Here is a 24,381-nt window from a genome sequence, read left to right on the forward strand (position 1 = left end):
TATCGGAGACCTCATGACCAAGCCTGCTACCCAGACGCCGAATTCTGCCCCCACGACCGACGATCCCTTTCTCTGGCTGGAGGACAGGACGGCCAAGCAGTCATTGGACTGGGTACATCGCCAGAACGAGATCACGGTTGGTGAATTGCAGGGCGATCCGTCCTATCAGGCGTCGTTCCAGACCGCGCTCGACCTGATGACGGCCGAGGACAACATCGCTGTCGGCGCGGCAAAAGCCGGCCATGTCTACAATTTCTGGCAGGACAAGACCAATGTGCTCGGCCTCTGGCGCCGCACGTCGATCGCTTCCTACAAGACCGAGAAGCCCGACTGGGAAACGATCATCGACTTCGACCAGCTTGCGGCGAAGGAGGGGATAAAATGGGTTTTTGGCGGCGCAAGCCGACTCTATCCGGACTTCAACCGTTGCCTGGTGAGTATGTCGCCGGATGGCGGAGACGCCAGCGAGATGCGCGAATTCGACATCGCGACCAAGTCGTTTGTCGAGGGTGGGTTTCGTGCACCCGCTTCCAAGTCGGGTTTCAGCTGGCTGGATAAGAACACCGTGATTGTTTCCGCCGCTTTCGACGAGGCCGACAAGACCGAGTCCGGCTATCCGCGAATCATAAAGCTGTGGAAGCGCGATACCAAGCTGGAAGACGCGACGCCGATCTTCGAGGCGCAGAAAGAGGATCTCGCCGTTGGTGCCGCTGTCGAGTACGACGGTGACAGACGCTATCTGGTCCTGGCTCGAACGCTGAATTTCTTCGCTTCGCACATCTTCCTTCGGCTGCCTTCCGGCGAAAACAAACAGCTGCCGCTACCGGACGACATGACCGATACGGCAATATTCAGGGATCAGCTCGTGTTCGGCGTGCGCAGTGCATGGACGGCGCCCGGCGGCACGGTTTGCAAGCCCGACGGCCTCTATTCGCTGGACCTGGCTCGCTGGGTCGAGACCGGCGCGATCGGGCCTGTCGAAACCTTGTTCGAGCCGGCCTATCGCGTTTCCATAGCCGGCATTGCCCGCACGCGGGACCGGCTGTTCATCAGCCTGATGGACAATGTGCGCGGCAAAGTCGTCGTCTGCGAGCGCATGGATGGCAACTGGTCGCTGAAACCGGTGGCGCTGCCCGAAAATGGCAATGTCGGCATCAGTCATGCCGAGCAGTTCGGCTCGAGTGTCTCCTTCTCCTTCACCGATTTCCTGACCCCGAGTTCGATCATCTGGTCCGACGACAATGGCGAGACGCTCGCCACCGTGAAGTCGCAGCCGGCGCGTTTCGATGCCTCGCCGCTGATCTCGGAACAGTTCGAGGCGCGCTCCAAGGACGGCACGATGATCCCCTATTTCGTCGTCAGGCGGCGCGACCAGAAAGGTCCGGTGCCGACGCTGCTTTACGGCTATGGCGGCTTCGAAGTGCCGCTGCTGCCCGGCTATGCCGGCGTGCGTGGTAAGCTGTGGCTGGAGAAAGGCAATGCCTATGTGCAGGCATGCATCCGTGGCGGCGGCGAGTTCGGCCCAGCTTGGCATCAGGCGGCGCTCAAGGGCAATCGCCAGAACGGATTCGACGATTTCGCAGCGGTCGCGCAGGACGTCGTCAAGCGCGGCATCGCGACAGCAAGCTCGCTCGGCATCCAGGGTGGTTCGAATGGCGGCTTGCTGACCGGCGTTTCCTTGACGCAGCATCCCGAGCTTTTCGGCGCCGTCATCATCGAGGTGCCGCTGCTCGACATGCTGCGTTACGCCGAATTGCCGCCTGGCGCCTCGTGGATGGCCGAATATGGCGATCCGTCGAAACCCGAAGACGCGAAGTGGCTTTCAGCCTACTCGCCCTACCAGCATGTCGACGCCGCTGCCGCCTATCCGCCTGTGCTGCTGACCACATCGACCGCTGACGATCGGGTCCATCCCGGCCATGCGCGCAAGATGGCCGCCCGCCTGCAGGAAGCCGGCCATGCCAGGACGCTGTTCTTCGAGGAGACCGAGGGCGGCCATGGCGGGCGTGGCGACCGCCGGCCGCAGGCGGCGCAGACGGCGATGAAATATGTCTTCTTGCAGAGGGCGCTGACAGCCAAGGCCTAGAGTCATTCAGTTATGGGCCAAGCAAAGGGTGGTTCTCCTCGAGCAGCCTTTGCTCTAAGGTGGCTTCCATGGCTCTCGTCAGGATGTTGATTGACGCATTCGAGGCTCGCGCATTGCGGGTCGCGGTGACGCCGTCACCGCGCACGCTGCGCGCCGAGCTTTTGCGGCTGTGCGCCCGCATCGGCTATTCGCCACCTCTCTTCCTCTGAAGCATTCGCCCCGGCTTGGCCGGATAGAATCCAGAGGGAAGATCAGACATGACCTATCAGAATTATTCGCTGAAGCAGCTTCAGCAGATCGACGCCGCGCATCATCTGCATCCGTTCACCGACCACAAGGAAATGCGCGGGGCCGGGTCGCGCATCATCACCCATGCCAACGGCCCTTTCATCTACGATTCCGAGGGGGCTGAAATCCTCGACGGCATGGCCGGGCTGTGGTGCGTCAACATCGGCTATGGCCGTGACGAGCTGGCCGAGGCCGCCTATGCCCAGATGAAGGAACTGCCTTACTACAACTCCTTCTTCAAATGCTCGACGCCGACGCCAGTGCTGCTGTCCAAGAAGCTGGCGGAGATCGCGCCGAAACACGTCAACCAGGTATTCTACGGCTCTTCCGGGTCGGAAGCCAACGACACCGCGCTGCGCCTCGTGCGCCACTATTGGGTGCTGGAGGGCAAGCCGGAGAAGAACCGCATCATCTCGCGCAAGATGGCCTATCACGGCTCGACCGTTGCCGGCACCTCGCTCGGCGGCATGGATGGTATGCACAAGCAGCTCAACGGTGCGGTGCCCAACATCGTCCATGTGATGATGCCCTATGCCTATGAGCTAGCGCTGCCTGGCGAGAGCGATCATGATTTCGGTCTGCGCGCGGCCGGGGCTGTCGAGGAGGCGATCCTCGAAGCCGGCGCCGACAAGGTTGCCGCGTTTATCGGCGAGCCGATCATGGGAGCCGGCGGCGTGAAGATACCGCCGGCGAGCTATTGGCCGGAAGTGCAGCGCATCTGCCGTGAATACGATGTCCTGCTGATGCTGGACGAAGTCATCACCGGTTATGGACGCACCGGCGAATGGTTTGCCGCACAGACACTCGGCATCGAGCCAGACACGATCACCACGGCCAAGGCGCTGACCTCGGGCTATCAGCCGCTGTCGGCATTGCTGGTTGGCGACCGCATCGCCTCGACGCTGGTCGAGAAGGGCGGCGAGTTCAACCATGGCTACACCTATTCCGGGCACCCGGTGGCCTGCGCCGTGGCGCTGAAGAACCTCGAGATCATCGAGCGCGAAGGGCTGGTCGACCGCGTCCGGAACGACACCGGCCCTTACTTCGCCAAGGCGTTGCAGGAGCGCATTGCCGGACATGATCTGGTCGGCGAGGTCCGTTCGATCGGACTGATGGGCGCGATCGAGATCGTCAAGGACAAGGCGACCAAGGAGCGGTTCCTGCCGGCTGGAAGTGCGGCGGTAACCGTGCGGGATCACGCCATCACGAATGGCATGATGCTGCGCGCCACCGGCGACACGATGATCCTGTCGCCGCCGCTGATCTGGACCCGCGATACGATCGATATGGCCTGCGACCGCATCTCGAAGGCGCTGGATCTGGCGCAAGCCGATCTTCGCAAGCGGTAGAACTCGACCCCTCGGCTGGGCGCTCTTCGGCGGGCGCGCCCAGCCTTGAGACCATGCCGAAGCGGCGAGGGAACGAATTCCATCACAAGCGCGTAGTGTGTGGGGCAGCGGCTGATTCGGCCGCCACAAGGGGTTTGTTTCCATGAGAAAAACCGGCAAGAGCCGACGGACGCGAGAAGCGGCCAGCATCAGCGGCGACCTGATGCTGGCGCCGCTGGTGGCGATGATGCGGCTACCGTTGATGGCCATGGATGGCGGGAGCCGCCAGCCATGGAGTACGGAGACGGCGCGTGCGGTCAACGAGAAGACCGCCGCTATGGCCGAAGGCGCGTTTGCGGCACAAATGTCTTTCCTGCAATCGGCATCGCGGTTCTGGCCGGAAGTCTTTTCCGGCCGCACGCCGTCGCTGTTCAACGGGGTTGCGGCGGAGCGCTCGATCAGCGCCGCGCTGAAGCCGGCAAGCCGTGCCGTGAAAGCGAATTTTCGCCGGCTGTCCAACAAGACCTGACCGGGGTTGCAAAACTTTGATTTTGCGCATCGAGGAGCGCATGCGCTAGAATCAGTCCGTACGTTACCGATTGGGGACATGATGGCCGGACAACCGCTCAACCAGCCCGCTGAAATTCCAGCCGAACTCGACCGCTGGAACTGGGGCGCCTTCTTCCTCAACTGGATCTGGGGCATCGGCAACAGCACCTTCATTGCGTTGCTGGCGCTGATCCCTGTCGTCAACATCATCATGATCATCGTGCTGGGCGCACGCGGCAGCCGCTGGGCCTGGCAGAACCGCGCCTGGCGCGACCCGGAGCAGTTTCGCAAGACGCAGCGCAACTGGGCAATCGCCGGCCTTGCCGTCTGGGTGGTCGGGATTGGCGGCTGCGCGACGATGGTCGGCAGCATTCCCTACGTCCTGAAAGGCAGCGATGCCTATCTCATGACGATGGACAGGCTTCGCGCCGACGACCGCGTCAAGGCGGCGTTGGGTGATGATTTGACCGACAGTTTCTGGGTCGGCGGCCATCTCAACGTCGATGCGAATGGGGCTGGTGACGCCCAGTTCGGCATTCCGGTCCACGGCGCCAGGGGCAAGGGCACGGCCTATTCGACGGCTGTCCGGACAGCCGGCACGTGGAGCCTGCGCCTGCTGGTCGTCAGGGTCGAGGGAGCCGATGCGCCGATCGTGCTGATCAACGAAGATCATGTCCCGATCCCGAATGCTGCAATCGGAATATAGCTAGGCAAAACGCAAAAAAGCGGCCTGAATACGGGCGCGACAGCTGACAGTTCGGCCGGCTTCGTGGCCCAACAGTCGGGTGACCGCTGCTGTGTTCCAGACAAGGAAATATGCTGAAAAGCCGGATGCTGTCTGACAGTATGCGCATGCGTTCATGTGGACCGGTGGCAATTTCTGACAAGGGCACGAGCATATGGTGAGTTCCTTTCGTGCGGTCGTGGTCGGTGGCGGCTGTGTGGGTGCCGGCATTCTCTACGGCCTGGCAAAGCGCGGCTGGACCGATGTGGCATTGCTGGAGCGAACACAGCTTACGGCCGGCTCGACATGGCATGCCGCGGGGCTCATCCCCTCTTACGCGCGCAGCCGCAATGTCGGCCGCATGATCGCCAGATCGATCGCGATCTATGAAGGCCTGGAGGCGGAGACGGGCCAGAACGTCGGCTGGCACAAATGCGGCCAACTGCGCATTGCCAACACGCGCGACAGGCTGGACGAGTACAGAAGCTACATGGACGTTGCCGAGGTCCAGGGAGTGCGGGCCCGGATCGTATCGCCCGTGGAGGCGCGAGAGATCTGGCCGCTGCTCGACAACAACACCATGCTGGGTGCCCTCTACCATCCCGATGACGGCCACATTGCACCCGCCGATGTCACCCAGGCCATGGCCAAGGGTGCACGCGACCTCGGCGCGAAGATCCATCTTGATACCGAGGTCGTGGGTTTCGAGCGGATGCCGAGCGGCGAGTGGAGGGTCAAAACCTCACGCGGCGAGATCGTCTGTGAACATGTCATCCTTGCAACAGGCAATTACGCACGCCAGACAGGCGCCATGCTGGGCCTGGACATTCCCGCGATCCCGATCCTGCACCAGTACTGGATCACCGAGGCGGTTCCCGAAATCGTGGAACGCAAACGGCTTGGTCTTCCGGAGATGCCGATCCTCAGGGACGAGGGTTACGAGGGCTATGTGCGCGAAGAGGGAGACGGGCTGATGTTCGGTCCCTATGAGCGTACCGAGCAGCTCAAGCTGTTCGCCGAAAACGGTGTCCCGGAATGGTTCGGCGCCGATCTGCTCGATGAAGATTTCGATGCCGTTTCCTGGAACTGGGAGCGCGCCACCGAACTGGTTCCCGCGCTCGGGCGCGCCGGCATCAAGCGCAATGTGCGAGGACCTTTCCAGATGACGGCCGATGAGCTGCCGCTGATGGGGCAGGCGTGGGGTTTGGAGAATGTCTGGCTCGCCGAAGGGGTGCCGGGGGGCATCCTTTGGGGTGGTGCGATTGGCTACTACCTCTCCGAACGGATCGTGGAGGGTGGCAACAGCATCGACACGGCGGAGCTGGATCCCCGCAGATTCGGCCGATATGCCAACAAGAACTGGACCCGGGCCAAGGTCCGGGAAGCCTGGGGCACCCACGCCGTACAGCACTATCCGGGCCAGGACATGCCGGCGGCGCGACCGCAGAAAACGGCCCCGTCCTATGACCGCCTAAGTCAGCTTGGCGCGGTATGGGACGTGTTGAACGGCTGGGAGATGCCGAGCTGGTTTGCGCCCGCGGGTGTCGAGGCGCGCAATGTCTACAGCTGGCGCTGGACCCCCAAGGGGAACCACGTCGCCGCAGAGGTCCAGGCTGTCCGCCAGGCCGCCGGTCTGGTCGAGATGACACCAATGACCAAGTTCGAGGTCGGCGGGCCGGGCGCCGAGGGCTGGCTCGACGGAATCCTGGCCAACAGACTGCCGCGTCCCGGTCGTGTCGCTCTTGCCCATCACCTGACGCCGACCGGCGGCGTGCAGGCCGAGTATGTGGTGGCGCGGCTGCAGAGCGACCTGTTCTATCTCATATCGACGCCGCGCGCCGAACGCTGGAACCTTGACGATCTCGGCCGGCTGTTGCCGAAGGACGGCAGCGTGCATCTGCGCAACGTCACGGAGGATCGCGGCAGCTTCACGGTGGTTGGGCCGAAGGCGCGCGACATACTGCAGCCGCTGACGGAGATCGACCTCTCCAACGAGGCCTTCCCATGGTTCAGCGTACAGTCCGGCACCGTCGGCATGGCCAGCGACGTACGGCTGCTGCGTGTCAACTATTCGGGTGAGCTGGGATGGGAACTCTATCATCCACTCTGCTACCAGCGGCATTTGCTGGATGCGCTTCTGGCATCGGGAGAGGCACACGGGCTGAGGCTGGTCGGACTTCAAGCGCTGGAATCGCTTCGTCTCGATAAATCGTACCGGGCCATGTACCGCGATATGAACCCCGAATTGTCCGCCTGGGAAAGCGGCCTCGAGCGCTTCATCAGCCTCGACAAGAGGGACTTCATCAGCCGGGCGGCACTGGTCGCGAAACAGCAGCAGGTTACACGCCGGATCGCCACACTGTCGATCGACACGGACGGTGCGAGCGCATTCGCCTTCGAGGGCGTTTACCGCGAAGGCGAGCTCGTCGGCCACATCACCTCGGCGGGCTACTCCTACACTTTTGGTCACGACATCGCACTTGCGCTGCTGCCCCTGGAACTTGTGTCGCCCGGTACCGAGCTCGAGGTTTCGATCCTCGGCGAGCGCCGCGCGGCAAAGGTGATCGCCGACTCGCCCTATGATCCGGAAGGCGACCGCGGGCGCATGTGAGGTATCCCGGAGTACAGTTTCCGGTTCATCGATGTCTCAACCGTGCTGCAGGGTAAAACGCAAAAACCGCGCTCCATCGGGAACGCGGTTTTGCCAGATACGCATGGCGCTTCGCTACGCAAACACTTTGCGAAACTTATGGCACTTGTCGAAATTTACGGGCTCCGGTACGCGAGACCTGATCCGGAGCGCCGGACGGATGAGATGTCCGCCTCGCAATCCGTTTTATAGGGACATCGTTACCGCGGAGTTATCGAGAGCTTAAGCAAATCTAAATTTTCATTTTTTCCACCGAAGGAAACCGGAAAAATCCGCCAAATCCGTGGGTTACGCCGGGTTACCCCTGAGAAAATTAATTATGCCGGAGAAATCGACGCCGCCATGTCCCTGGGCGTTGAACAAGGCATAAAGCTGAGCCGCTTCGGCACCAAGCGGCGTTACAGCACCCGCACCTTGGGCGGCTTCCTGGGACAATTTCAGGTCTTTCAGCATCAAGGCGGCTGCAAATCCTGGGTTGTAGTCCTTGTTTGCGGGCGAAGTCGGCACCGGGCCGGGCACCGGGCAGTAGGTAGTCAAGGACCAGCACTGGCCGGAGGAGGTCGAGGCGACGTCGAACAGCGCCTGATGCGACAGGCCGAGTTTTTCGGCCAGAACGAAGGCTTCGGCGACACCGATCATCGAAATGCCGAGGATCATGTTGTTGCAGATCTTTGCTGCCTGGCCGGCGCCGTCGCCGCCGCAATGGACGATGCGGCCGGCCATCGGCTTCAGGATCGGCTCGGCGGCAGCGACGGCATCATCGGAGCCTCCCGCCATGAAGGTCAGCGTGCCGGCCGCAGCCCCGCCGGTGCCGCCCGAGACCGGTGCATCGATCGACGACAGCGCGTGCTTCCTGGCGACGGCGTGGGCTTTGCGGGCTGACTCGACGTCGATGGTCGAGGAATCGATAAAGAGTGCGCCTTGCCTGGCCTTGGGCGCGATGTCTTCGTAGACGGAGAGGACATGCTTGCCTGCAGGCAGCATGGTGATCACCACGTCGGCATCCTTCACCGCGGCCAAGGCATTCGCCATAATCGTCACGCCATGTTCCTTGGCGACGGTGAGGTTTTCCGGAACGAGGTCGAAACCGTTCACCGCATGCCCGGCCTTGACCAGATTGGCGGCCATTGGATTGCCCATATTGCCGAGGCCGATGAAGCCGATCGTCGTCATTGTCTGTCTCCCAGAGTTGCTGGCTTCAACGGCCAATCAGCGCGCGAGCGATGATGACGCGCATGATCTCGTTGGTGCCTTCGAGGATCTGGTGCACGCGCAGGTCCCGCACCAGTTTCTCGATGCCGTAGTCGTGCAGGTAGCCGTAGCCGCCGAGCAGCTGCAGTGCGTCATTGGCGACATTGAAGCCGGTGTCGGTGACGAAGCGCTTGGCCATCGCCGACCATTTGCCAGCATCCGGCGCCTTGCGGTCGAGCTTCGAGGCGGCGGCATAAAGGAAGATACGCGCCGCCTGCAGCTCGGTCTCCATGTCGGCCAGCCTGAATTGCAGCGCCTGGAATTGATTGATCTTCGAGCCGAAAGCCTTGCGCTCGGCGGTGTAGGACAGCGCCTTGTCGAGCGCCGACTGCGCGCCGCCCAGCGAACAGGCGGCGATGTTCAGCCGGCCGCCGTCGAGCCCGGCCATGGCGATGCCGAAGCCAGCGCCTTCGTCGGACAGAAGGTTCTCCGCCGGCACCTTGCAATCCTCGAAGATGACCTGGCGGGTCGACTGCATGTGCCAGCCCATCTTGTGCTCGTTTGCCCCAAAGGAGAGGCCCGGCGCATCTCTGGGCACGACGATGGTGGAAATGCCTTTCGGCCCGTCCGCGCCGGTGCGCACCATGACGGCATAGACATCGCTGTCGCCGGCGCCGGAGATGAACTGTTTGGTGCCGTTGAGCACATAGTCGCCGCCGCTCTTCACCGCACGGGTCTTGAGCGCCGCGGCATCGGAGCCGGAGCCTGGCTCGGTCAGGCAGTAGCTGGCCAGCCATTCCATCGAAGTGAGCTTGGGCAGGAAGCGCTGGCGCTGTTCGTCATTGCCGAAACGGTCGATCATCGAGGCCACCATGTTGTGGATCGAGATGAAGGACGAAAAGGCCGGATCGGCGTGCGACAGCGCCTCGAAGATCAGCACGGCGTCGAGCCGGCCAAGTGCCGAGCCACCGACATCGTCCCTGATATAGATGCCGCCGAGCCCGAGCGGGCCGGTCTCGCGGATCACGTCGGCCGGGAAATGCTTGTTGCGGTCCCAATCGAGCGCATTCGGTGCGACACGGTCGGCGGCGAAGGCCTGCGCCATCTCCTGGATGGCGCGCTGCTCCTCGTTGAGTTCGAATTGGCTGGTGCTCGCATCGACCGCGGCGTCCATGGCGTGCTCCCTGTGTGCTGGCCAGCTAGCTCGCTGGCCTGTTGTTTTTGGCTTTGCGCGCGCACCAATCTAGACCAATGATGCCGCCGCGCAACCCGATCCCCTGCGGAGCGGCTGTGCATCAATGCATGTCCGGAGCAAGATGTGACGACAAAATTCGATGAACTGCTGGGCCGGTTCCACGCATACCTTGCGACCGTGGATCACGTCCTGATGCGCGATGCCGTGGCCCGGATCGGCTGGGACATGCCGGCTCGCACGCTGGAGCCGCGTCCGCTTGCCTGCCTGCGCCATCTCGATCGCGCCGCCGAACTGGCGCCTCCGGATGCCAAGCCGCTGGTGCAACTGCTTGCCGAACGTCGGAATGATTTCCGCTGGGGGCAGACTTATGGCGAGGCGGACTTCGGGAAAGAGTTCATCGACAATTACGGCTGGCTGGAAGTGTTCGGCACACGTGGCCACTTTGCCAATGACGCGGCCGCCGCCGGCCTGCTGATCCTTGGACCAGATATCGTCTATCCCGACCACCATCACGTCGCCGAGGAAATCTACATTCCGCTGACCGGCGGCACCGAATGGCGCATGGGCGAGAGCGGCTTTTGCATGCGTACGGCCGGCGAGGTCGTCCATCACGCGTCCAACGTCAATCACGCCATGCGCACCGGCAAGGAGCCATTGCTGGCACTGTACATCTGGCGCGGCGGGCCGCTGGCGCAGAAATCCGACATCACCGGAACCGTGGCGCAGGGCAGGGACTGATGGCCAAAGCGATCATGCTGCAAGGCACGGGTTCCGACGTGGGCAAGACCGTGCTGGTCGCCGGCCTCTGCCGCGCGGCAAAAAAGCGTGGGTTGAAGGTGCGGCCGTTCAAGCCGCAGAACATGTCGAACAATGCCGCCGTCGCCGACATCCCCGGGGAAAAAGCCGGCGGCGGCGAGATCGGCCGCGCGCAATGGCTCCAAGCGATCGCTTGCGGTGTCGCACCATCGGTCCACATGAACCCGGTGCTGCTGAAGCCGCAGACCGATGTCGGCGCGCAGGTCATCGTGCAGGGCAAAGTGTTCGGGGAAGCGCGGGCGCGCGACTACCAGGCGATGAAGGGCCGGCTGATGGACGCCGTTCTGGACTCCTGGGGCAAGGTCGGCGAGGGCGCCGATCTTGTCATCGTCGAGGGCGCCGGCTCGCCGGCCGAGATCAACCTGCGCAGCCGCGACATCGCCAATATGGGCTTTGCCACGCGCGCCGATGTGCCCGTGGTGCTGGTCGGCGACATCGACCGCGGCGGCGTCATCGCTTCGGTGGCCGGCACGCATCTGATCCTGCCGGAGGAGGACCGGCGCATGATCGCCGGCTATCTCATCAACAAGTTCCGCGGCGACGTTTCGCTGTTTGACGACGGCCTGAAGTCGATCGAGACATTCACGGGCTGGCGCTGTTTCGGTGTCGTTCCGTGGCTGAAGGCGGCGGCACGCTTGCCTTCGGAAGATTCGGTGGTGCTGGAGCGGCTGGCGTCCGGCGAAGCGCGCGCGCTGAAGGTGGCGGTGCCGATGCTTGGCCGCATCGCTAATTTCGACGATCTCGACCCGCTCAAGGCTGAGCCGCAGGTCGAGGTGGTGTTCGTGCCGCCGGGAAAGCCGCTGCCCGCCGATGCCGGTCTGGTGGTCATTCCAGGCTCGAAGTCGACAATCGGCGATCTCTTGAAATTCCGCGAGAACGGTTGGGATCGCGACCTTCTTGCGCATCGCAAGCGCGGCGGCCATGTCGTCGGTATCTGCGGCGGCTTCCAGATGCTCGGCCGTATGGTGCGCGATCCCGACGGCATCGAAGGCAGCGTCACCGAAGCCGAAGGGCTCGGCCTGCTCGACATCGAAACGGTGATGGAGCCGGAAAAGACGGTGCGCAACGTCAGGGCCCGTTCGGTGCCGTTCGACCTGCCGCTCGAAGGCTATGAAATCCATCTCGGCCGCACCACCGGGCCGGATACGCTGAGGCCGTCTGCAGTCATCAATGGCATCGATGACGGGGCAGTGTCGGCCGATGGCAAGGTGATCGGCACCTATATGCACGGTCTGTTTGGCGCCGACGGCTTTCGCGGAAGATTCCTCGAAAGCCTCGGCATCAAGGGCGGCGGCATCGACTACCGAGCCGAGGTCGAGCGGGCGCTGGACGAGGTCGCAGCCGAGCTGGAGACCCATCTCGACTGCGACGCGATCTTTGCACTGGCGCGGTAATTCGCGGTTGGCTCAGCCCTTGTCGCCTGCCTTCGGCCAGTAGGTACCGAAGGACCAGACGTTGCCTTCTGGGTCGCGGCAGATGAACTCGCGGCTGCCATAGTCGCGGTTGGTCAATTCCTGGATGATCGTGGCGCCAGCCTTCCTGGCCTTGGCATAGGCGGCATCGGCATCATCGACGGCGATGTAGATCGACTTGCCGCCGCCTGAGCCGGGTTCGCCGACCATCTTGCCGTAGTCGTCGTCGCGCACGGTGCCCAGCATGATCATCGAAGAGCCGAAAACCAGTTCGGCATGGTGCACGACGTCGCCTTCGCCATAGCGGGCCCGGACGCTGAAGCCGAAGGCTTCGCCCAGCCAGTCGATCATCTTTGCCGCGTTCCTGTAGCGCAAGGCGGGGTAGAGGCGGGGCGCTTCGGTGGTGGTGGTCATGTCGATCTCCTTCAGCGGGGTTGGTCGATGCCCCACTGTGGGTAAAGGCCACTCCAGCGTCTTGAAGAAATGTTACCTGGCCGAGATTCCGGTTGGTGTCTCGCCGGCGAGGTCGCGGAATTCGCGTACCAGATGCGCCTGGTCGGCCTAGCCGCAATCGGCTGCGATATCGGCCCAGTCGACGGCCTGCTGCCTCGACAGGCCGAGCGCGCGGTTGAAGCGGACGATGCGCGACAGTGTCTTGGGGCCCATGCCGATGGCGTTGGAAAAACTGCCGGCGAGATGTTTGCGGCTCCAGCCCAGCCTTTCGGCGACCGATGCAATGCGGGTCCGGCCGCCGGATGTGATGATGCGGTCATAGGCCCAGGCGATTTCAAGTGGCGTCTCGGCGGCATTCTCGAGACGGGCGGTGACGAAGGCTTCGGCCATGTCGAAACGCGTCGTCCAATCCGGCGCATTGCCCAGCCGTTCACGCAGCGCCAAGCCCTGAGCGCCAAGCACGTCGTCGAGGACGACCATGCTGTCTGTCAGTTCGCTCATCGGCAGGCGGAAGAAACGGCGTGCGCCAAGCGGCGTGAAGTTGACCTGGACGCAGCAGGCGCCGCCGAAGGATTCGATCACCACCGGTCCGGCAAAGAGGCCGGCGGCGAAACTGGCGAAGCGGTCATTGTCGCCGGGCGCCTTGCCGAGGCCGATGGCGAAGGGTTCGGCGAAGCTGATGACCAGCGGTACGGTGAGCGACGCATATTCGACGTTGCGCATATGGCCGGGCGCCATTTCGCGATAGCCGCAAATGTCCGACACAATGCCCTGAAGTCGAGGATCGGGCAGGCGCCGGCGCATCTCAAACCGCCCGGCGACGGACCGGTTCTGCTCTTGCTGGGGTTGCATCTTGACTGGCATCGGCCATCCTCGCGCCAGTCAAATCTAACAGACCAAGGGCCGGAATCAAAAGCGCCCGGCTTTTGGCCGGGCGCTCCTCGTCCCCACTTCAAGGGAAATGGTCAGGCGCCGCGCATCAAGCAGCCGCCGGCAAGCACGATGAAAGCAATAAGCACGATCCACACCGATGCGAGTGGAATGAATGAGAGAACGCCAAGCGCGGCGAGAACGCCGATGATGGCGATAACAACGGAGATGATAAAAACGATCTGGGTAGGTGCGCTAAGATTCATGTCTGCCTCTCCAACATGATTCGAACAGCGGCATTCTATCAGGCGCGGGATCACACACCAATCAAGGCCCGCAGCGGGTTCGCCGGGTCAGCCAGCAGCTTCACAGCAAGCGCCAGGCATACGATCACCAGCAGCGGCTTGATCAGTCTTGCGCCGATGCGCATGGCCAGGCTGGCGCCGACGCGAGCGCCGAGGAACTGGGCGACGCCCATCATCAGGCCGATCTTCCAGTAGACGACGCCGAAGGCCGCGAAGACGATGAAGCCGCCGATGTTGGAGGCGAAGTTGAGCAATTTGGTATGCGCCGTCGCCTTGAGCACGCCGTAGCCGGCAAGTGCCACGAAGGCCAGCATGTAAAAGGAGCCGGCGCCCGGTCCGAACAGGCCATCGTAGAAGCCGATGGCGGGCACCAGGGTCAATCCAAACAGGAACGGCGACAGGCGCTCGGCGCGGTCGACATCGTTCATGTTGGGCTTGAACGCGAAGTAGAGCGCGATGGCGATCAGCACGATGGGCAGGGCAGCCCGCAGTATGTCGCCCGGCACGATCGTCGCCAGCAAGGCGCCGATGGTGCTTCCGACAAGGGCCAGAAGCGCCGACGGCAATTGCCGGCGCAGGTCGACATGACCCTTCGATGCGTAGTGGATGGTCGCCGAGCCCGAGCCGAACATGCCTTGCAGTTTGTTGGTGGCGAGCGCCTGGACCGGCGTGAAGCCGGCAAGCAGCAGCGCCGGCACTGTGATCAGCCCGCCGCCGCCAGCGATCGAATCGACAAAGCCCGCGGCAAAAGCGGCGAAAGCGAGCATGGCGACGGTCTGGATGCTAAGGTCGATCATCTGATGTATGGGGGTGTCCGGCTGGCTGAAATATCGGGCGTTCGACCACGGCCGCCCTGTTTGCGCAAGATCGATTCCGCGCTACCTCTATCCTAGCGCATCGCGCCTGGATTGTGTTTGTGTAGTTAACCCGGAAAGAGGCTCCTGATGGCATTCGCATTGCTGGACCAGATACGTCAGATATTCGACGGCGACCCCGGCGTGCGCAAGGTGGCGGACGATCCGGTCCTATCGGCGGAACTGCTGATGCTGTTTCGCATGATCCTGGCCGACGGGTCGGTCAGCGAGAGCGAAATGGTTGCCTTCCGGCGCATCTGCAAGGATGCCTTCGGCATTCCGGAAAGCAGCATCGACAGCGTCATCGAATATCTCAACGAGTTCGGCTACGAGACCAATGGCTCGCAGGCGATTGCACTGTTTCGCGATCTCGACGTCGAGCGGCGCCGGCAATTGGCCAAACATATGGCGGAGATCGCCAAGGCGGATTCGCAACTGGCCGAGAGCGAGATCCGCCTGCTGCGCCGCACGCTCGACCTGCTCGATATCAATCCGGTCGATGTGGTCAAGACGCAGGAGTGATCGGGCCGCCTTCTCTCCTGATCAGCCTTGCTCCCGCAGCCGCTCCGCGATCGCCCGGTGCAAGTCAGGGGCGGCGGTGACAAGCGCCTTGGCAGCCTCGGACTGCGGGTGGTCGAGCACTTCGCTCGTCTTGCCGCGCTCGACGATCTTGCCGTCATGCATGACCAGCACCTCGTCCGTGATGGCGCGGGCCACGGTCAGGTCGTGGGTGATGAAGAGGTAGGCGATGCCGAGCTTCTGGTTGAGCTCTGCGAACAGATCGAGGATCTGGGCGCGGATCGAGACATCGAGCGCCGAGACCGGCTCGTCGGCAACGACCAGCTTGGGGCGGGTGATGATGGCGCGGGCGATCGACAGGCGCTGGCGCTGGCCGCCGGAAAATTCATGGGGGTATTTGTCCATGTCGCTGATGCCGAGGCCGACTTCGTGCAGGGCATGCGCCACCATCTCGCGGCACTCGGCGCGCGTCGGCTTTTTCTCCAGCACATGCAGGGGTTCGGCAACCAGCTTTTCCACCTTCTGGCGCGGGTCGAAGGAGCCATAGGGATCTTGAAAAACGACCTGCATATCGCGTCGCGCCGGCTTTAACTCGGCTTCGCTCTTGCCGGTTATGGTCCCGCCGCGGAACGAGATTGAGCCCGATGTCGGCCGATCCAGCGCCAGGATCATGCGGGCGAGCGTCGACTTGCCGCAGCCGGAGCGACCAACCAGTGCCACTGACTGACTCGGCGCCATCGACAGCGAGACGTCGTCGACGGCGCGGATACCAGGCGCGCGCTTAAACAGCCAGGTGCGCCGGCCGGGATAGTCGCGGGTCACGCCCTCGACCTGAAGCAAAGGGCGGCCCGTCTCGATGCCATGCGGCCTGACGCGCGCCGGCACATGCATCGAGGCCTGCGCCAACTGGCGCGTGTAGGGGTGGAGCTGTTCGGATAGCGTGCGTGCGGTGTCGCCGGCTTCCATCACCTCGCCGCGGCGCAGGATGGTGATGCGGTCAGCCATCTCGGTCACCACGGCGAGGTCATGCGAGATCAGGAGCAGGCCCATGCGGCTCTCCGCGACGAGGTCGCGCAAAAGGTCGAGGATTTGTGCCTGCAGCACCACGTCGAGCGCCGTCGTCGGTTCGTCGGCGATCAGCAGCTTCGGCTTCAGCGCGCAGGCGATGGCGATGACGACGCGCTGGCGCTGGCCGCCCGACAGTTCGTGCGGATAGCGCGACAGCGGGAATTTCGCTTCGGGCAAGCCGACACGGTCGAGCATTTTTCGCGCCCGGTCTTCGGCCTCGGCGCGGCTGGCCCTGGTGTGCCAGCGTATGCCTTCGGCAACCTGTTCGCCGATGGTCTTGACCGGATTGAGCGCCGTCATCGGCTCCTGGAACACCATGCCGATGTCGTCGCCGCGCAGCGCACACATCTGGTCCTCGGTTGCTGCCAGGATGTCGATGCCGTCGAATGTGACACATCCGCTGGCGCGCGCGGCATGGGGCAGAAGCTGCATCACCGTCAGCGCGGTCATCGATTTGCCGGAACCGGATTCGCCGACCAGCCCCATCACCTCACCGGGCGCGACGGAAAGCGCCACACCCTTGAGGATCTGCGTGTCGCCGATGGTCAGCGACAGGTTCTCGATGTCGAGCAGGCTCATCGCTGCCGCCGCGATTTCGGATCGAGGATGTCGGCGATGCCGTCGCCCAGGAGGTTCAGCCCCAGCACGGCGACAAGGATCGCCATGCCCGGAAAGATCGCCATCCATGGCGCCACCACCATGCGGGTCTGCGCGTCGAACAGCATGCGGCCCCAGCTCGGCATTGGCGGTTGCGCACCCAGGCCCAGATAGGAAAGCCCGGCCTCGGCCAGGATGCCCAGCGCGAACTGGATGGTGCCTTGCACCAGAAGCAGCGTGGCGATGTTGGGCAGCACATGTTCGATTGTGATCTGCGTGCTGCTCTTGCCGGCGGCGCGTGCGGCGAGAATGAACTCGCGCGGCCAGATCGCCAGCGCGCCGGCCCGGGCGACGCGCGCAAAGACCGGGATGTTGAAGATGCCGATGGCGATGATGGCGTTGACGGCGCCCGGTCCGAAGATGGCGGTGATCATGATCGCCGACAGCAAAGCCGGGAAGGCGAAGACGAGGTCGTTCAGCCGCATCAGCGCCTCGTCGACGAGGCCGCCGCGTGCCGCGGCAAAGGCGCCGAGCGGCACGCCGACCCCCATGCCGATGCCGACCGCGACCAGCGCCACGGCAATCGAATTGCGGGCGCCGACCATGACCATAGACAGGATGTCGCGGCCGAAATGGTCGGTGCCGAACCAGTGCGCCAGCGAGGGCGCTTGCGTCTTATCCGATATCACCAGTTTCGTGACGTCATAGGGCGTCCAGGCATAGGAGACGACAGCCATTGCCAGGATCAGCAGGGTGATGACGAAACCGGCAACGAAGGCGGTATTCCCGAACGCCTTGCCCAGGATGCTGCCGAACGTCTCTTCTGATATGTCGATGTGCAATGTCATTGCCGGCTTCTCAGGCGCGGATCGACGACCGCATAGGAAAGGTCGACCAGCAGATTGACGGCGATGACGGCGGCGACCAGCAGCATGACGACGCTTTCGACGACGATCAGGTCGCGCTGGGTGATCGCCTGGAACACCAGCCTGCCGAGGCCGGGCAGATAGAAAACATTCTCGATGATGATGGTGCCGGCAAGCAGGAAGGCGAACTGCAGGCCCAGAATGGTCAGCACCGGAATCATGGCGTTGCGCAGCGCGTGCCGCCACAGCACAGCTCGGTAGGGCAGACCCTTGGCGCGGGCGGTACGAATATAGTCCTCGTTCAGCACCTCGATCAGCGCCGAGCGGGTGACGCGCGCCAGAATCGCGGCTTGCGGCAAGGCAAGCGCCAACGCCGGCAGCAGCAGCGACTTCAAGGCTGGCCAGACGCCGGCACTCCAGCCGGGAAAGCCGCCAGCAGGAACCAGCCGCAGCCAGACGGCGAAGACATAGATCAGCATCAGCGCGAACCAGAAATTGGGCACGGCGACGCCAAGCTGTGCGGCGCCCATGGAAATCGTATCACCGGCCCGTCCACGCCGGCTGGCGGAAAACAGGCCGACGGGAATCGCGATGAGGGTGGAGAGCGCAAGCGCAATCAGCGCCAGCGGCAGCGAGACGGCCAGCCGCTCGCGAACCAGACCGATGACCGGCACCGAATAGGTGTAGGAGCGGCCGAAATCGAGGCTGAGCAGGCCGCCCGCCCAGTGCAGATAGCGCCAAGCTAGCGGCGCGTTGAGGCCCATCTGGTTGCGCAGCAACTCGACCTGGTCGGCGCTGGCATTCATGCCCAGCATTAGCCGCGCCGGATCGCCGGGCAGGATCTCCAGGACGGCGAACACCACCATGGAAGCCAGCACCAGCGTGGCGATGGCGATGGCGAGGCGTTTTAGGAGGTAGGCGGTCATGGAAGGTGGGGGATCACTCGCTCCACTTCACCTTGGTCAAATCATTGGCCTGGATCGGGGCGTTTTCCCACAGCCCTTGCAGCTTGGCGTCCCAGACGCCGATCTTCGGCAATTCATAGAGGAAGCCGACCACCGCATCGTCGGCCAGGATCTTCTGCGCTTGCCCCAGCAATTCCTTGCGCTTGGCTTCGTCGGAGGTGACGCCGAGATCGGCAATCACGTTGTCGAAGGCCGGGTTGTCGTAGTTGAAGTAATAATCCTTGCGCGAATAGATATCGATGTCGTTGGGCTCGGTGTGGGAGACGATCGTCAGGTCGTAATCCTTCTTGGTGAACACCTGGTCCAGCCACTGTGCCCATTCGACCGGAATGATTTCCAGATCGATGCCAACGTCGCGAAGCTGCGAGGCGATGATTTCGCCACCGAGACGGGCATAGGTGGGCGGCGGCAGTTTCAGCGTCGCCTTGAAGCCGTTCTCGAGGCCTGCCTCTTTCAGCAATTCCTTGGCCTTGGCGACATCATGCGGGTAGCGGCCGGTGAGGTCGACATAGTCCTTGTTGGCCGGCGACATATGCGAGCCGATCGGCTGGCCGAGGCCGGCCGAGGCGCCGTCGATGATGGCCTTGCGGTCGAGCGCGTAAGAGATCGCCTGCCTCACCTGCAGCTTGTCGAAAGGCGGCTTCTTGTTGTTGATCGACAGGATGGTCTCACCCTCGGTCGCGCCGATCACCACCTTGAAGCGTGGGTCGTCCTTGACCTGGGCGACGCTGTCGGCATCGAAGAACGGGAAAGCCTGGATGTCGCCCGAGAGCAGCGCCGGCACATAGGCCGCGGCATCCGGCACGATGCGAAACTCGGCCTTGTCGAGCGACGCCGGCGTGCCCCAGTAATTGTCCGATTTGACCAGCGTGATCGACGATCCCTTGGCCCAGCTCTGGAACTTGAACGGGCCGGTGCCGATCGGTTTTTCCTTGTTGGTGTCGGCAGATTCCGGCGCCACGATCACCGCGTCGCCCCAGCCCATATTGTAGAGGAACGAGCCCTGCGGGTTCTTCAGCGTGACCTTGACGGTTGCCGGATCGACGACGTCGACCTTGTCGATGGCGGCGAACAGGCCCTTTTGTGCGTTGACGGAGTTGTCGGCTCGCGCCCGGTCGAGCGAGAATTTCACGTCGGCGGCATCGAAGTCGGTGCCGTCATGGAATTTCACGCCGGTGTGCAGCTTGAAGGTGTAGACCTTGCCGTCATCGGAAATGGTCCAGCTTTCGGCCAGATCCGGCAGCACCTCGCCATTCGGCCCGATGCGCGTCAGGCCTTCGAACACATTGGCATAGAGAACCTCGTCGATCGCTGCGGCGGCACCGGCGGTCGGATCGAGATGCGGGGGTTCGAGCGGAATGCCGATGACCAGGTCGGTTCGCGCGGCGAACGCAGAGCTGCCGGCGGCCAGCGACAGCACCGCGGCCGCCAGAATGGTTTTCCACAATTTCATCGTGCAACTCCCCATGCGTTCAGACACGTGCTCGAACCCGAGTGATAGAAGCGTGATTTCGCCACGGAGTAAATTGCGTTTCGTTCTGCCCCTTGGCGTGGCCGGGAATGTTTTTGTCCTGGCGACCGCATCGGCAGTCGAAGCTTGTCGCGGTGCACACCTTATCCCGTGGCTGTGCCGCGCAGCAGCACGTTGAGCCCTATCGCCATCACCTTGGCCGATTCCACCATGTCCGATATCCCGACCCATTCGTCCGGCCGATGGGCGAGGTCGAGAATGCCAGGCCCATAAGCGATGCAATCATAGATATGGCCGATGCGAGCTATATGCTTCTGGTCATAGGTGCCGGGCGAAATGACATAATCGGGTTCGCGGTCGAAGATCGCCATGATGCCTTGCGCAACCGCCTTGACCACCGGCGCGTCGCGCTCGGTCATCAGCGGCAGCACTTCCATCAGGTCGCGGATTTCATAGTCGAATTTTGTCCGCTCGCGTTTCAACCGGTCGAGAATGCCGGTCACTTCACCTTTGACGGTGTCGAGATCCTCCTCGAGCAGGAAACGGCGGTCGATGGTCATCCGGCAGGAGTCGGGCACGTTGGGCGACGGCAGGCCGGGCCGGAAATCCTCGGTCTGGCCGCCATGGATCGAATTGATGTTCATGGTCGAGCGTTTTGCTCCTTCGGGCACGACCGGCATGCGCGTCATCTTGCGGTCGAGCGCGGGAAACAGTTCGTCCTCGAAAGCCCGCAGCACGGCGCCCATGTGGCGCACCGCATTGTCGCCGAGAAACGGCATCGAGCCGTGCGCGATCTCGCCCTTGGTCTCGATCTCCGCCCACCAGACGCCACGATGGCCGAGGCAGATGCGGTCCTTGTTCAGCGGCTCGGGAATGATGACATGGTCGACCCTGGGTTTTGAGAAATAGCCGAGCCTGGCCAGATGCGCGACGCCGCCGAAGCCGCCGGATTCCTCGTCGACGGTGCCGGATATTTCGATGGCGCCGGGAAAATCAGGGAAGACTTCCAGGAAGGCCTCGGCTGCGATGATAGAGGCGGCAAGGCCGCCCTTCATGTCGCAGGCGCCGCGGCCATAGACCCTGCCGTCCCTGACGATGCCGGCGAAGGGATCGACGGTCCAGCCATCACCGGCTTCGACCACGTCGATATGCGAGTTGAAGTGGACGCAGGCGCCCGGCGACCTGCCTTCGGAACGGGCAACGACATTGACGCGCGGGTAGCGGTCGGTGTCGCCGGGCGTGCCTTCGGCGCGGATGAACTCGGTCTCGAAACCGCTCTTCTTCAGCCGCGCGCCGAGATATTCGGCGCATGGCCGGTAGGCCTCGCCGGGTGGATTGATGGTCGGAAAACGGATCAGCTCGGCGGTCAGCGCGACGACGTCGTCGCGCCTGTCATCGATTGCCTGGAGGAGTCGCTGGTTCATGCGCAGAGTTGAGCAGCGATCCCAGCGATTTTGCAAGCCCGCCGGCGATCAAGCCGGTGCGGCGTGTCGTTGCGGCAACTATTGCGGGAAATCGTTCAAATTCGCTGCTTTGGATTGGCGAATTGGTCAAGGTGTGTGTGTTAGCCCGTGCATCTGCCATTAAAAAGATGAAAAACAATCAGGCAGGCAGGTTAGGGGCAATCAAAGGGGTTTGATCGCATGAAAAAGACAGTTCTCATGGCAACCATGTTTGTTGCAATGCTGTTCGGTGCTTCGGGGCAGGGCTGGGCAGCCAGCCTCGTTGCAAATATAGACGTGTCGTCGCAGACGATGACCGTCAGATATGGCGCGTCGGTTTACCGGTGGAGTGTCTCCACCGCCCGCACCGGCTATTTCACGCCGCGCGGCACCTATCGGCCGCAGCGCACGGCCAGGATGTGGTATTCGCGCAAATACCATATGTCGCCGATGCCCTATTCGGTGTTCTTCCATGGCGGCTATGCCATCCATGGAACCGGCGCCGTCAGGCAGCTCGGCCGCCCGGCGTCGCATGGCTGCGTGAGGCTGCACACGGCCAATGCCGCCACGTTCTATTCGATGGTGCGGGAAGTGGGTTTCGGCAACACGCGCATTGTCGTCACCAACTAAGGCGGTTCAGGTTCGCTGTTGTCTGCTGGCGCTGGGCTAACCCCACGCCAGCAGCTCTGCCTAAGCGTTTGGGACCGCCTTTGCCTGCGGTCGCTTTCGACGCCCGCCGCTGATCTCCCACCTTTTGTGGAACCACATCCACTGGCCGGGATCTTCTCGCACCCAGCGCTCGACGACGTCGTTGAGACGCTGGGTGGTGGCACGGACATCGACGCTGCCGTCAGCGGTGCGCGGCAAGGTCAACTTGTCCTCGATTTCGAGCCGGAAGCGGTTGCCTGGCAGCCTGACGCAGCGCGCCGGATAGACGTCGCAATCGTAGTGGCGGGCAAGGGTGGCCAGCACGCGATTGCTCTGGCAGGGACGGCCGAAGAATGTCGTCTCCAGTCCATTGGAGAATTTCTGGTCGACAAGGATGCCGATGTTGCCGCCGTTCTCCAGAACCCCGGCCAGGGCGAATGACGCGCCCGCCATGGATGGCAGCAACGAGCCCATGGTCGAGCGGCGCGTCGAGAGGATGTAGTCGGCGAGATAGGGATTGTTAGGCGGGCGAAACAGCGCAGTGATGTTCATGCCGAAAGTCGCGGCCGCCACCGGCAGCAATTCGAAATTGCCGAGATGACCGGTGAAGACGATGTGCGGCTTCTCTTCGCTGGCTATTTCGACGAAGTGGTCAGCTCCCTTGACCTCGACGCGGCCGGGCTCGCTGGCCGCGGGGTCGTAGTCGAAGAGGGCGTCGAGAAAGATGTATTCGGCGGCCAAGCGGGCCATGTTGCCCCACATGTCGGAGGCGATCGCTTGGATCTCGGCTTCGCTCTTTTCCGGATAGGCCTTGCGCAGATTGTCGACGGCGACCTGATGGCGTCCCACCCGGGGGCCGACCAGGCGTGCGACACGGTCGGCGAAATTCAGCGCACTGTCGGCCGGCAGCAGGCGCAGGACCGAGATGATCATCATCGCTGCCCGCGCCACCAGCCAGTAATTGAGCTGGCGCAGTTGCCTGCCGCAACGAAATTTGAGGTCCCGGCGGAACTTCTTGAATACAGAGGTCAAGGCTCTAGCCGACGCGCAGGATGATCTTGCCGAAAACGTCGCGGCCTTCCATGCGCTTCAGCGCGGCGTCGATACCGTCGAAGCCGACTTCGGTGTCGATGACGGGTGCGACCTGTCCCGCCGCCATTTTCTGCATGGCGTTGGCCATGTTTTCCATGCGGCAGCCAAAGGAGCCAAGCAGTTTCAATTGCTGCTGGAACAGCTGCATCAAATTGATCTGCGTCGACACGCCGGAGGTCGAACCGCAGGTTACCAGGCGGCCGCCACGCTTCAGGCACAGCATCGAGGCGGCGAATGTGTCGGCGCCGACATGTTCAAAGACGACGTCGACGCCCTTCTTCTTGGTCAGCTTGCGCACGACGCCCTCGAAACGGTCGTCGCGGTAGTTGATGACATGGTCGGCGCCGAGCGCCTTGGCCTTGTCGATCTTGTCGTTGGAGCCGACCGTAGTGATGATCGTGCAGCCCATCCGCTTGGCCAGCTGGATGGCCGCCGAGCCGATGCCGGATCCGCCGGCATGGATAAGGATGGTTTCGCCGGGTTGAAGCCTGGCGTTGTCGAACAGCATGTGCTCGACGGTGCCGAAGGTGACGGGCGCCACCGCCGCGCCGATGTCGGTCACGCCGGGCGGGGCAGGGACCAGCAGGCGGGCCGGCAGGTTGATCTTCTCCTGCGCGAAGCCGTCGAGATGGAAGCCGTGAACGCCCGAAACATGTTCGCAAAGGTTGTCGCGGCCTTCGCGGCAGGCTCGGCAGAGGCCGCAGGTGCGCGCGCCATAGATCGACACCAATTGTCCGGGCAGCAGGCTGGAAACGCCGGGGCCAACCGCCTCGACCTCGCCGGATGCCTCCGCGCCGACGACCAGCGGCAGCTTGCGCTTGGCGAAGGCCATGCCGCGCCAGCCCCAGACGTCGATATGGTTCAGCGCTACTGCCTTGATGCGCAGCGTGACTTCGCCGAGTGCCGGCGGTGGAGGAGGCGGCAGGTCCACCGTCTCAAGACGGCGGTCCTCTATAAGTTGCAATGCGCGCATGGGGCCTGTCGGTTCAGTC

At 63.1% G+C, this 24,381-nt stretch carries 23 protein-coding genes and 1 pseudogene; 11 read left to right on the forward strand and 13 right to left on the reverse strand.

Going from position 1 to position 24,381, the window contains the following annotated elements; all coding sequences use genetic code 11:
* Positions 1–13 precede the first annotated feature (13 nt).
* The 6 genes from RPF88_RS05280 (at position 14) to RPF88_RS05305 (ending at position 7,586) form a co-directional block, all read left to right on the forward strand.
* A complete protein-coding gene (locus tag RPF88_RS05280) occupies positions 14–2,086 on the forward strand; it encodes a prolyl oligopeptidase family serine peptidase (protein WP_337121861.1) in 2,073 nt (690 codons plus the stop codon).
* A gap of 68 nt (positions 2,087–2,154) precedes the next feature.
* Positions 2,155–2,295: a hypothetical protein gene (locus tag RPF88_RS05285; protein WP_063172368.1), complete on the forward strand. Its 141-nt coding sequence runs from the start codon at positions 2,155–2,157 to the stop codon at positions 2,293–2,295.
* Positions 2,296–2,343: 48 nt separating this feature from the next.
* Complete coding sequence (locus tag RPF88_RS05290) at positions 2,344–3,723, forward strand: aspartate aminotransferase family protein (protein ID WP_337121862.1); 1,380 nt, start codon at positions 2,344–2,346, stop codon at positions 3,721–3,723.
* A gap of 142 nt (positions 3,724–3,865) precedes the next feature.
* On the forward strand, positions 3,866–4,231 hold the full coding sequence (locus RPF88_RS05295) for a hypothetical protein (RefSeq protein WP_013531203.1): 366 nt from the start codon (positions 3,866–3,868) through the stop codon (positions 4,229–4,231).
* A gap of 81 nt (positions 4,232–4,312) precedes the next feature.
* Positions 4,313–4,957 carry a cytochrome c oxidase assembly factor Coa1 family protein gene (locus RPF88_RS05300; protein ID WP_024501290.1) on the forward strand — a complete coding sequence of 215 codons (645 nt, stop codon included), beginning with the start codon at positions 4,313–4,315 and terminating at the stop codon, positions 4,955–4,957.
* Positions 4,958–5,150: 193 nt separating this feature from the next.
* Positions 5,151–7,586, forward strand: a complete 2,436-nt coding sequence (locus tag RPF88_RS05305; RefSeq protein WP_337121864.1) for a GcvT family protein — start codon at positions 5,151–5,153, stop codon at positions 7,584–7,586.
* A 327-nt stretch (positions 7,587–7,913) separates the two neighbouring features.
* Here RPF88_RS05305 and mmsB read toward each other — a convergent pair whose 3' ends face one another.
* Positions 7,914–8,798 carry a 3-hydroxyisobutyrate dehydrogenase gene (gene mmsB / locus RPF88_RS05310; RefSeq protein WP_337121865.1) on the reverse strand — a complete coding sequence of 295 codons (885 nt, stop codon included), beginning with the start codon at positions 8,796–8,798 and terminating at the stop codon, positions 7,914–7,916.
* A 25-nt stretch (positions 8,799–8,823) separates the two neighbouring features.
* Positions 8,824–9,990, reverse strand: coding sequence for an isobutyryl-CoA dehydrogenase (locus RPF88_RS05315; RefSeq protein ID WP_013531207.1), 1,167 nt, complete (start codon positions 9,988–9,990; stop codon positions 8,824–8,826).
* Between the two features lie 144 nt (positions 9,991–10,134).
* Here RPF88_RS05315 and RPF88_RS05320 point away from each other — a divergent pair, with 144 nt between their 5' ends.
* The gene (locus RPF88_RS05320; protein WP_337121867.1) at positions 10,135–10,749 is read left to right on the forward strand and encodes a dimethylsulfonioproprionate lyase family protein; all 615 of its coding nucleotides are present in this window, start codon (positions 10,135–10,137) and stop codon (positions 10,747–10,749) included.
* On the forward strand, positions 10,749–12,221 hold the full coding sequence (locus tag RPF88_RS05325; RefSeq protein ID WP_337121868.1) for a cobyric acid synthase: 1,473 nt from the start codon (positions 10,749–10,751) through the stop codon (positions 12,219–12,221). The genes RPF88_RS05320 and RPF88_RS05325 overlap by 1 nt, the downstream gene beginning before the upstream one ends.
* Before the next feature lie 12 nt (positions 12,222–12,233).
* On the opposite strand, the gene RPF88_RS05330 is transcribed toward RPF88_RS05325, so the two are convergent.
* The 4 genes and pseudogenes from RPF88_RS05330 to RPF88_RS05345 all read right to left on the reverse strand — a co-directional run bounded on the left by RPF88_RS05330 (position 12,234) and on the right by RPF88_RS05345 (position 14,664).
* Complete coding sequence (locus tag RPF88_RS05330; protein WP_224675405.1) at positions 12,234–12,653, reverse strand: VOC family protein; 420 nt, start codon at positions 12,651–12,653, stop codon at positions 12,234–12,236.
* Between the two features lie 72 nt (positions 12,654–12,725).
* Positions 12,726–13,556, reverse strand: a pseudogene (locus tag RPF88_RS05335) (helix-turn-helix domain-containing protein).
* Between the two features lie 101 nt (positions 13,557–13,657).
* Complete coding sequence (locus tag RPF88_RS05340) at positions 13,658–13,828, reverse strand: hypothetical protein (protein ID WP_013531212.1); 171 nt, start codon at positions 13,826–13,828, stop codon at positions 13,658–13,660.
* A gap of 50 nt (positions 13,829–13,878) precedes the next feature.
* Positions 13,879–14,664 carry a TSUP family transporter gene (locus RPF88_RS05345; protein ID WP_337121869.1) on the reverse strand — a complete coding sequence of 262 codons (786 nt, stop codon included), beginning with the start codon at positions 14,662–14,664 and terminating at the stop codon, positions 13,879–13,881.
* Between the two features lie 147 nt (positions 14,665–14,811).
* On the opposite strand from RPF88_RS05345, the gene RPF88_RS05350 reads away from it, so the two are divergent.
* On the forward strand, positions 14,812–15,243 hold the full coding sequence (locus RPF88_RS05350) for a TerB family tellurite resistance protein (RefSeq protein ID WP_064993702.1): 432 nt from the start codon (positions 14,812–14,814) through the stop codon (positions 15,241–15,243).
* Positions 15,244–15,264: 21 nt separating this feature from the next.
* On the opposite strand, the gene RPF88_RS05355 is transcribed toward RPF88_RS05350, so the two are convergent.
* From RPF88_RS05355 to RPF88_RS05375, 5 genes are all read right to left on the reverse strand, one after another.
* Positions 15,265–16,887 carry an ABC transporter ATP-binding protein gene (locus RPF88_RS05355; protein WP_337121870.1) on the reverse strand — a complete coding sequence of 541 codons (1,623 nt, stop codon included), beginning with the start codon at positions 16,885–16,887 and terminating at the stop codon, positions 15,265–15,267.
* Positions 16,884–17,753 carry an ABC transporter permease gene (locus RPF88_RS05360; protein ID WP_337121872.1) on the reverse strand — a complete coding sequence of 290 codons (870 nt, stop codon included), beginning with the start codon at positions 17,751–17,753 and terminating at the stop codon, positions 16,884–16,886. Before RPF88_RS05360 ends, RPF88_RS05355 begins: the two co-directional genes overlap by 4 nt.
* The gene (locus tag RPF88_RS05365) at positions 17,750–18,697 is read right to left on the reverse strand and encodes an ABC transporter permease (RefSeq protein ID WP_063172358.1); all 948 of its coding nucleotides are present in this window, start codon (positions 18,695–18,697) and stop codon (positions 17,750–17,752) included. The genes RPF88_RS05360 and RPF88_RS05365 overlap by 4 nt, the downstream gene beginning before the upstream one ends.
* Positions 18,698–18,710: 13 nt before the next feature.
* Positions 18,711–20,189 carry an ABC transporter substrate-binding protein gene (locus RPF88_RS05370; RefSeq protein ID WP_337121875.1) on the reverse strand — a complete coding sequence of 493 codons (1,479 nt, stop codon included), beginning with the start codon at positions 20,187–20,189 and terminating at the stop codon, positions 18,711–18,713.
* 161 nt (positions 20,190–20,350) lie between these two features.
* Positions 20,351–21,631 (reverse strand): acetylornithine deacetylase/succinyl-diaminopimelate desuccinylase family protein, encoded by a 1,281-nt coding sequence (locus RPF88_RS05375; RefSeq protein WP_063168179.1) that lies wholly within the window; start codon positions 21,629–21,631, stop codon positions 20,351–20,353.
* Between the two features lie 8 nt (positions 21,632–21,639).
* Here RPF88_RS05375 and RPF88_RS05380 point away from each other — a divergent pair, with 8 nt between their 5' ends.
* Positions 21,640–21,846 carry a hypothetical protein gene (locus RPF88_RS05380; protein ID WP_127384794.1) on the forward strand — a complete coding sequence of 69 codons (207 nt, stop codon included), beginning with the start codon at positions 21,640–21,642 and terminating at the stop codon, positions 21,844–21,846.
* A gap of 4 nt (positions 21,847–21,850) precedes the next feature.
* Positions 21,851–22,279: a L,D-transpeptidase gene (locus tag RPF88_RS05385; RefSeq protein WP_013531220.1), complete on the forward strand. Its 429-nt coding sequence runs from the start codon at positions 21,851–21,853 to the stop codon at positions 22,277–22,279.
* Between the two features lie 60 nt (positions 22,280–22,339).
* Here RPF88_RS05385 and RPF88_RS05390 read toward each other — a convergent pair whose 3' ends face one another.
* Positions 22,340–23,329, reverse strand: coding sequence for a lipid A biosynthesis lauroyl acyltransferase (locus tag RPF88_RS05390; protein ID WP_337121876.1), 990 nt, complete (start codon positions 23,327–23,329; stop codon positions 22,340–22,342).
* A 4-nt stretch (positions 23,330–23,333) separates the two neighbouring features.
* Entirely contained in the window at positions 23,334–24,362 is a 1,029-nt protein-coding gene (locus tag RPF88_RS05395; RefSeq protein WP_013531222.1) for a zinc-binding dehydrogenase, read from the reverse strand.
* Between the last annotated feature and the right edge of the window lie 19 nt (positions 24,363–24,381).

Source organism: Mesorhizobium sp. ISC11, from assembly GCF_037162595.1.
GTDB classification, from domain to species: domain Bacteria; phylum Pseudomonadota; class Alphaproteobacteria; order Rhizobiales; family Rhizobiaceae; genus Mesorhizobium; species Mesorhizobium ciceri.

Bases quoted from the DNA above. Each gene is read 5' to 3' on its own strand.
- RPF88_RS05395 (WP_013531222.1), bottom strand. From the start codon at position 24,362: ATGCGCGCATTGCAACTTATAGAGGACCGCCGTCTTGAGACGGTGGAC.
- RPF88_RS05365 (WP_063172358.1), bottom strand. From the start codon at position 18,697: ATGACCGCCTACCTCCTAAAACGCCTCGCCATCGCCATCGCCACGCTG.
- RPF88_RS05370 (WP_337121875.1), bottom strand. From the start codon at position 20,189: ATGAAATTGTGGAAAACCATTCTGGCGGCCGCGGTGCTGTCGCTGGCC.
- RPF88_RS05345 (WP_337121869.1), bottom strand. From the start codon at position 14,664: ATGATCGACCTTAGCATCCAGACCGTCGCCATGCTCGCTTTCGCCGCT.
- RPF88_RS05355 (WP_337121870.1), bottom strand. From the start codon at position 16,887: ATGAGCCTGCTCGACATCGAGAACCTGTCGCTGACCATCGGCGACACG.
- RPF88_RS05330 (WP_224675405.1), bottom strand. From the start codon at position 12,653: ATGACCACCACCACCGAAGCGCCCCGCCTCTACCCCGCCTTGCGCTAC.
- RPF88_RS05305 (WP_337121864.1), top strand. From the start codon at position 5,151: ATGGTGAGTTCCTTTCGTGCGGTCGTGGTCGGTGGCGGCTGTGTGGGT.
- RPF88_RS05325 (WP_337121868.1), top strand. From the start codon at position 10,749: ATGGCCAAAGCGATCATGCTGCAAGGCACGGGTTCCGACGTGGGCAAG.
- RPF88_RS05315 (WP_013531207.1), bottom strand. From the start codon at position 9,990: ATGGACGCCGCGGTCGATGCGAGCACCAGCCAATTCGAACTCAACGAG.
- RPF88_RS05375 (WP_063168179.1), bottom strand. From the start codon at position 21,631: ATGAACCAGCGACTCCTCCAGGCAATCGATGACAGGCGCGACGACGTC.
- RPF88_RS05360 (WP_337121872.1), bottom strand. From the start codon at position 17,753: ATGACATTGCACATCGACATATCAGAAGAGACGTTCGGCAGCATCCTG.
- mmsB (WP_337121865.1), bottom strand. From the start codon at position 8,798: ATGACGACGATCGGCTTCATCGGCCTCGGCAATATGGGCAATCCAATG.
- RPF88_RS05385 (WP_013531220.1), top strand. From the start codon at position 21,851: ATGAAAAAGACAGTTCTCATGGCAACCATGTTTGTTGCAATGCTGTTC.
- RPF88_RS05285 (WP_063172368.1), top strand. From the start codon at position 2,155: ATGGCTCTCGTCAGGATGTTGATTGACGCATTCGAGGCTCGCGCATTG.
- RPF88_RS05295 (WP_013531203.1), top strand. From the start codon at position 3,866: ATGAGAAAAACCGGCAAGAGCCGACGGACGCGAGAAGCGGCCAGCATC.
- RPF88_RS05280 (WP_337121861.1), top strand. From the start codon at position 14: ATGACCAAGCCTGCTACCCAGACGCCGAATTCTGCCCCCACGACCGAC.
- RPF88_RS05290 (WP_337121862.1), top strand. From the start codon at position 2,344: ATGACCTATCAGAATTATTCGCTGAAGCAGCTTCAGCAGATCGACGCC.
- RPF88_RS05340 (WP_013531212.1), bottom strand. From the start codon at position 13,828: ATGAATCTTAGCGCACCTACCCAGATCGTTTTTATCATCTCCGTTGTT.
- RPF88_RS05350 (WP_064993702.1), top strand. From the start codon at position 14,812: ATGGCATTCGCATTGCTGGACCAGATACGTCAGATATTCGACGGCGAC.
- RPF88_RS05300 (WP_024501290.1), top strand. From the start codon at position 4,313: ATGGCCGGACAACCGCTCAACCAGCCCGCTGAAATTCCAGCCGAACTC.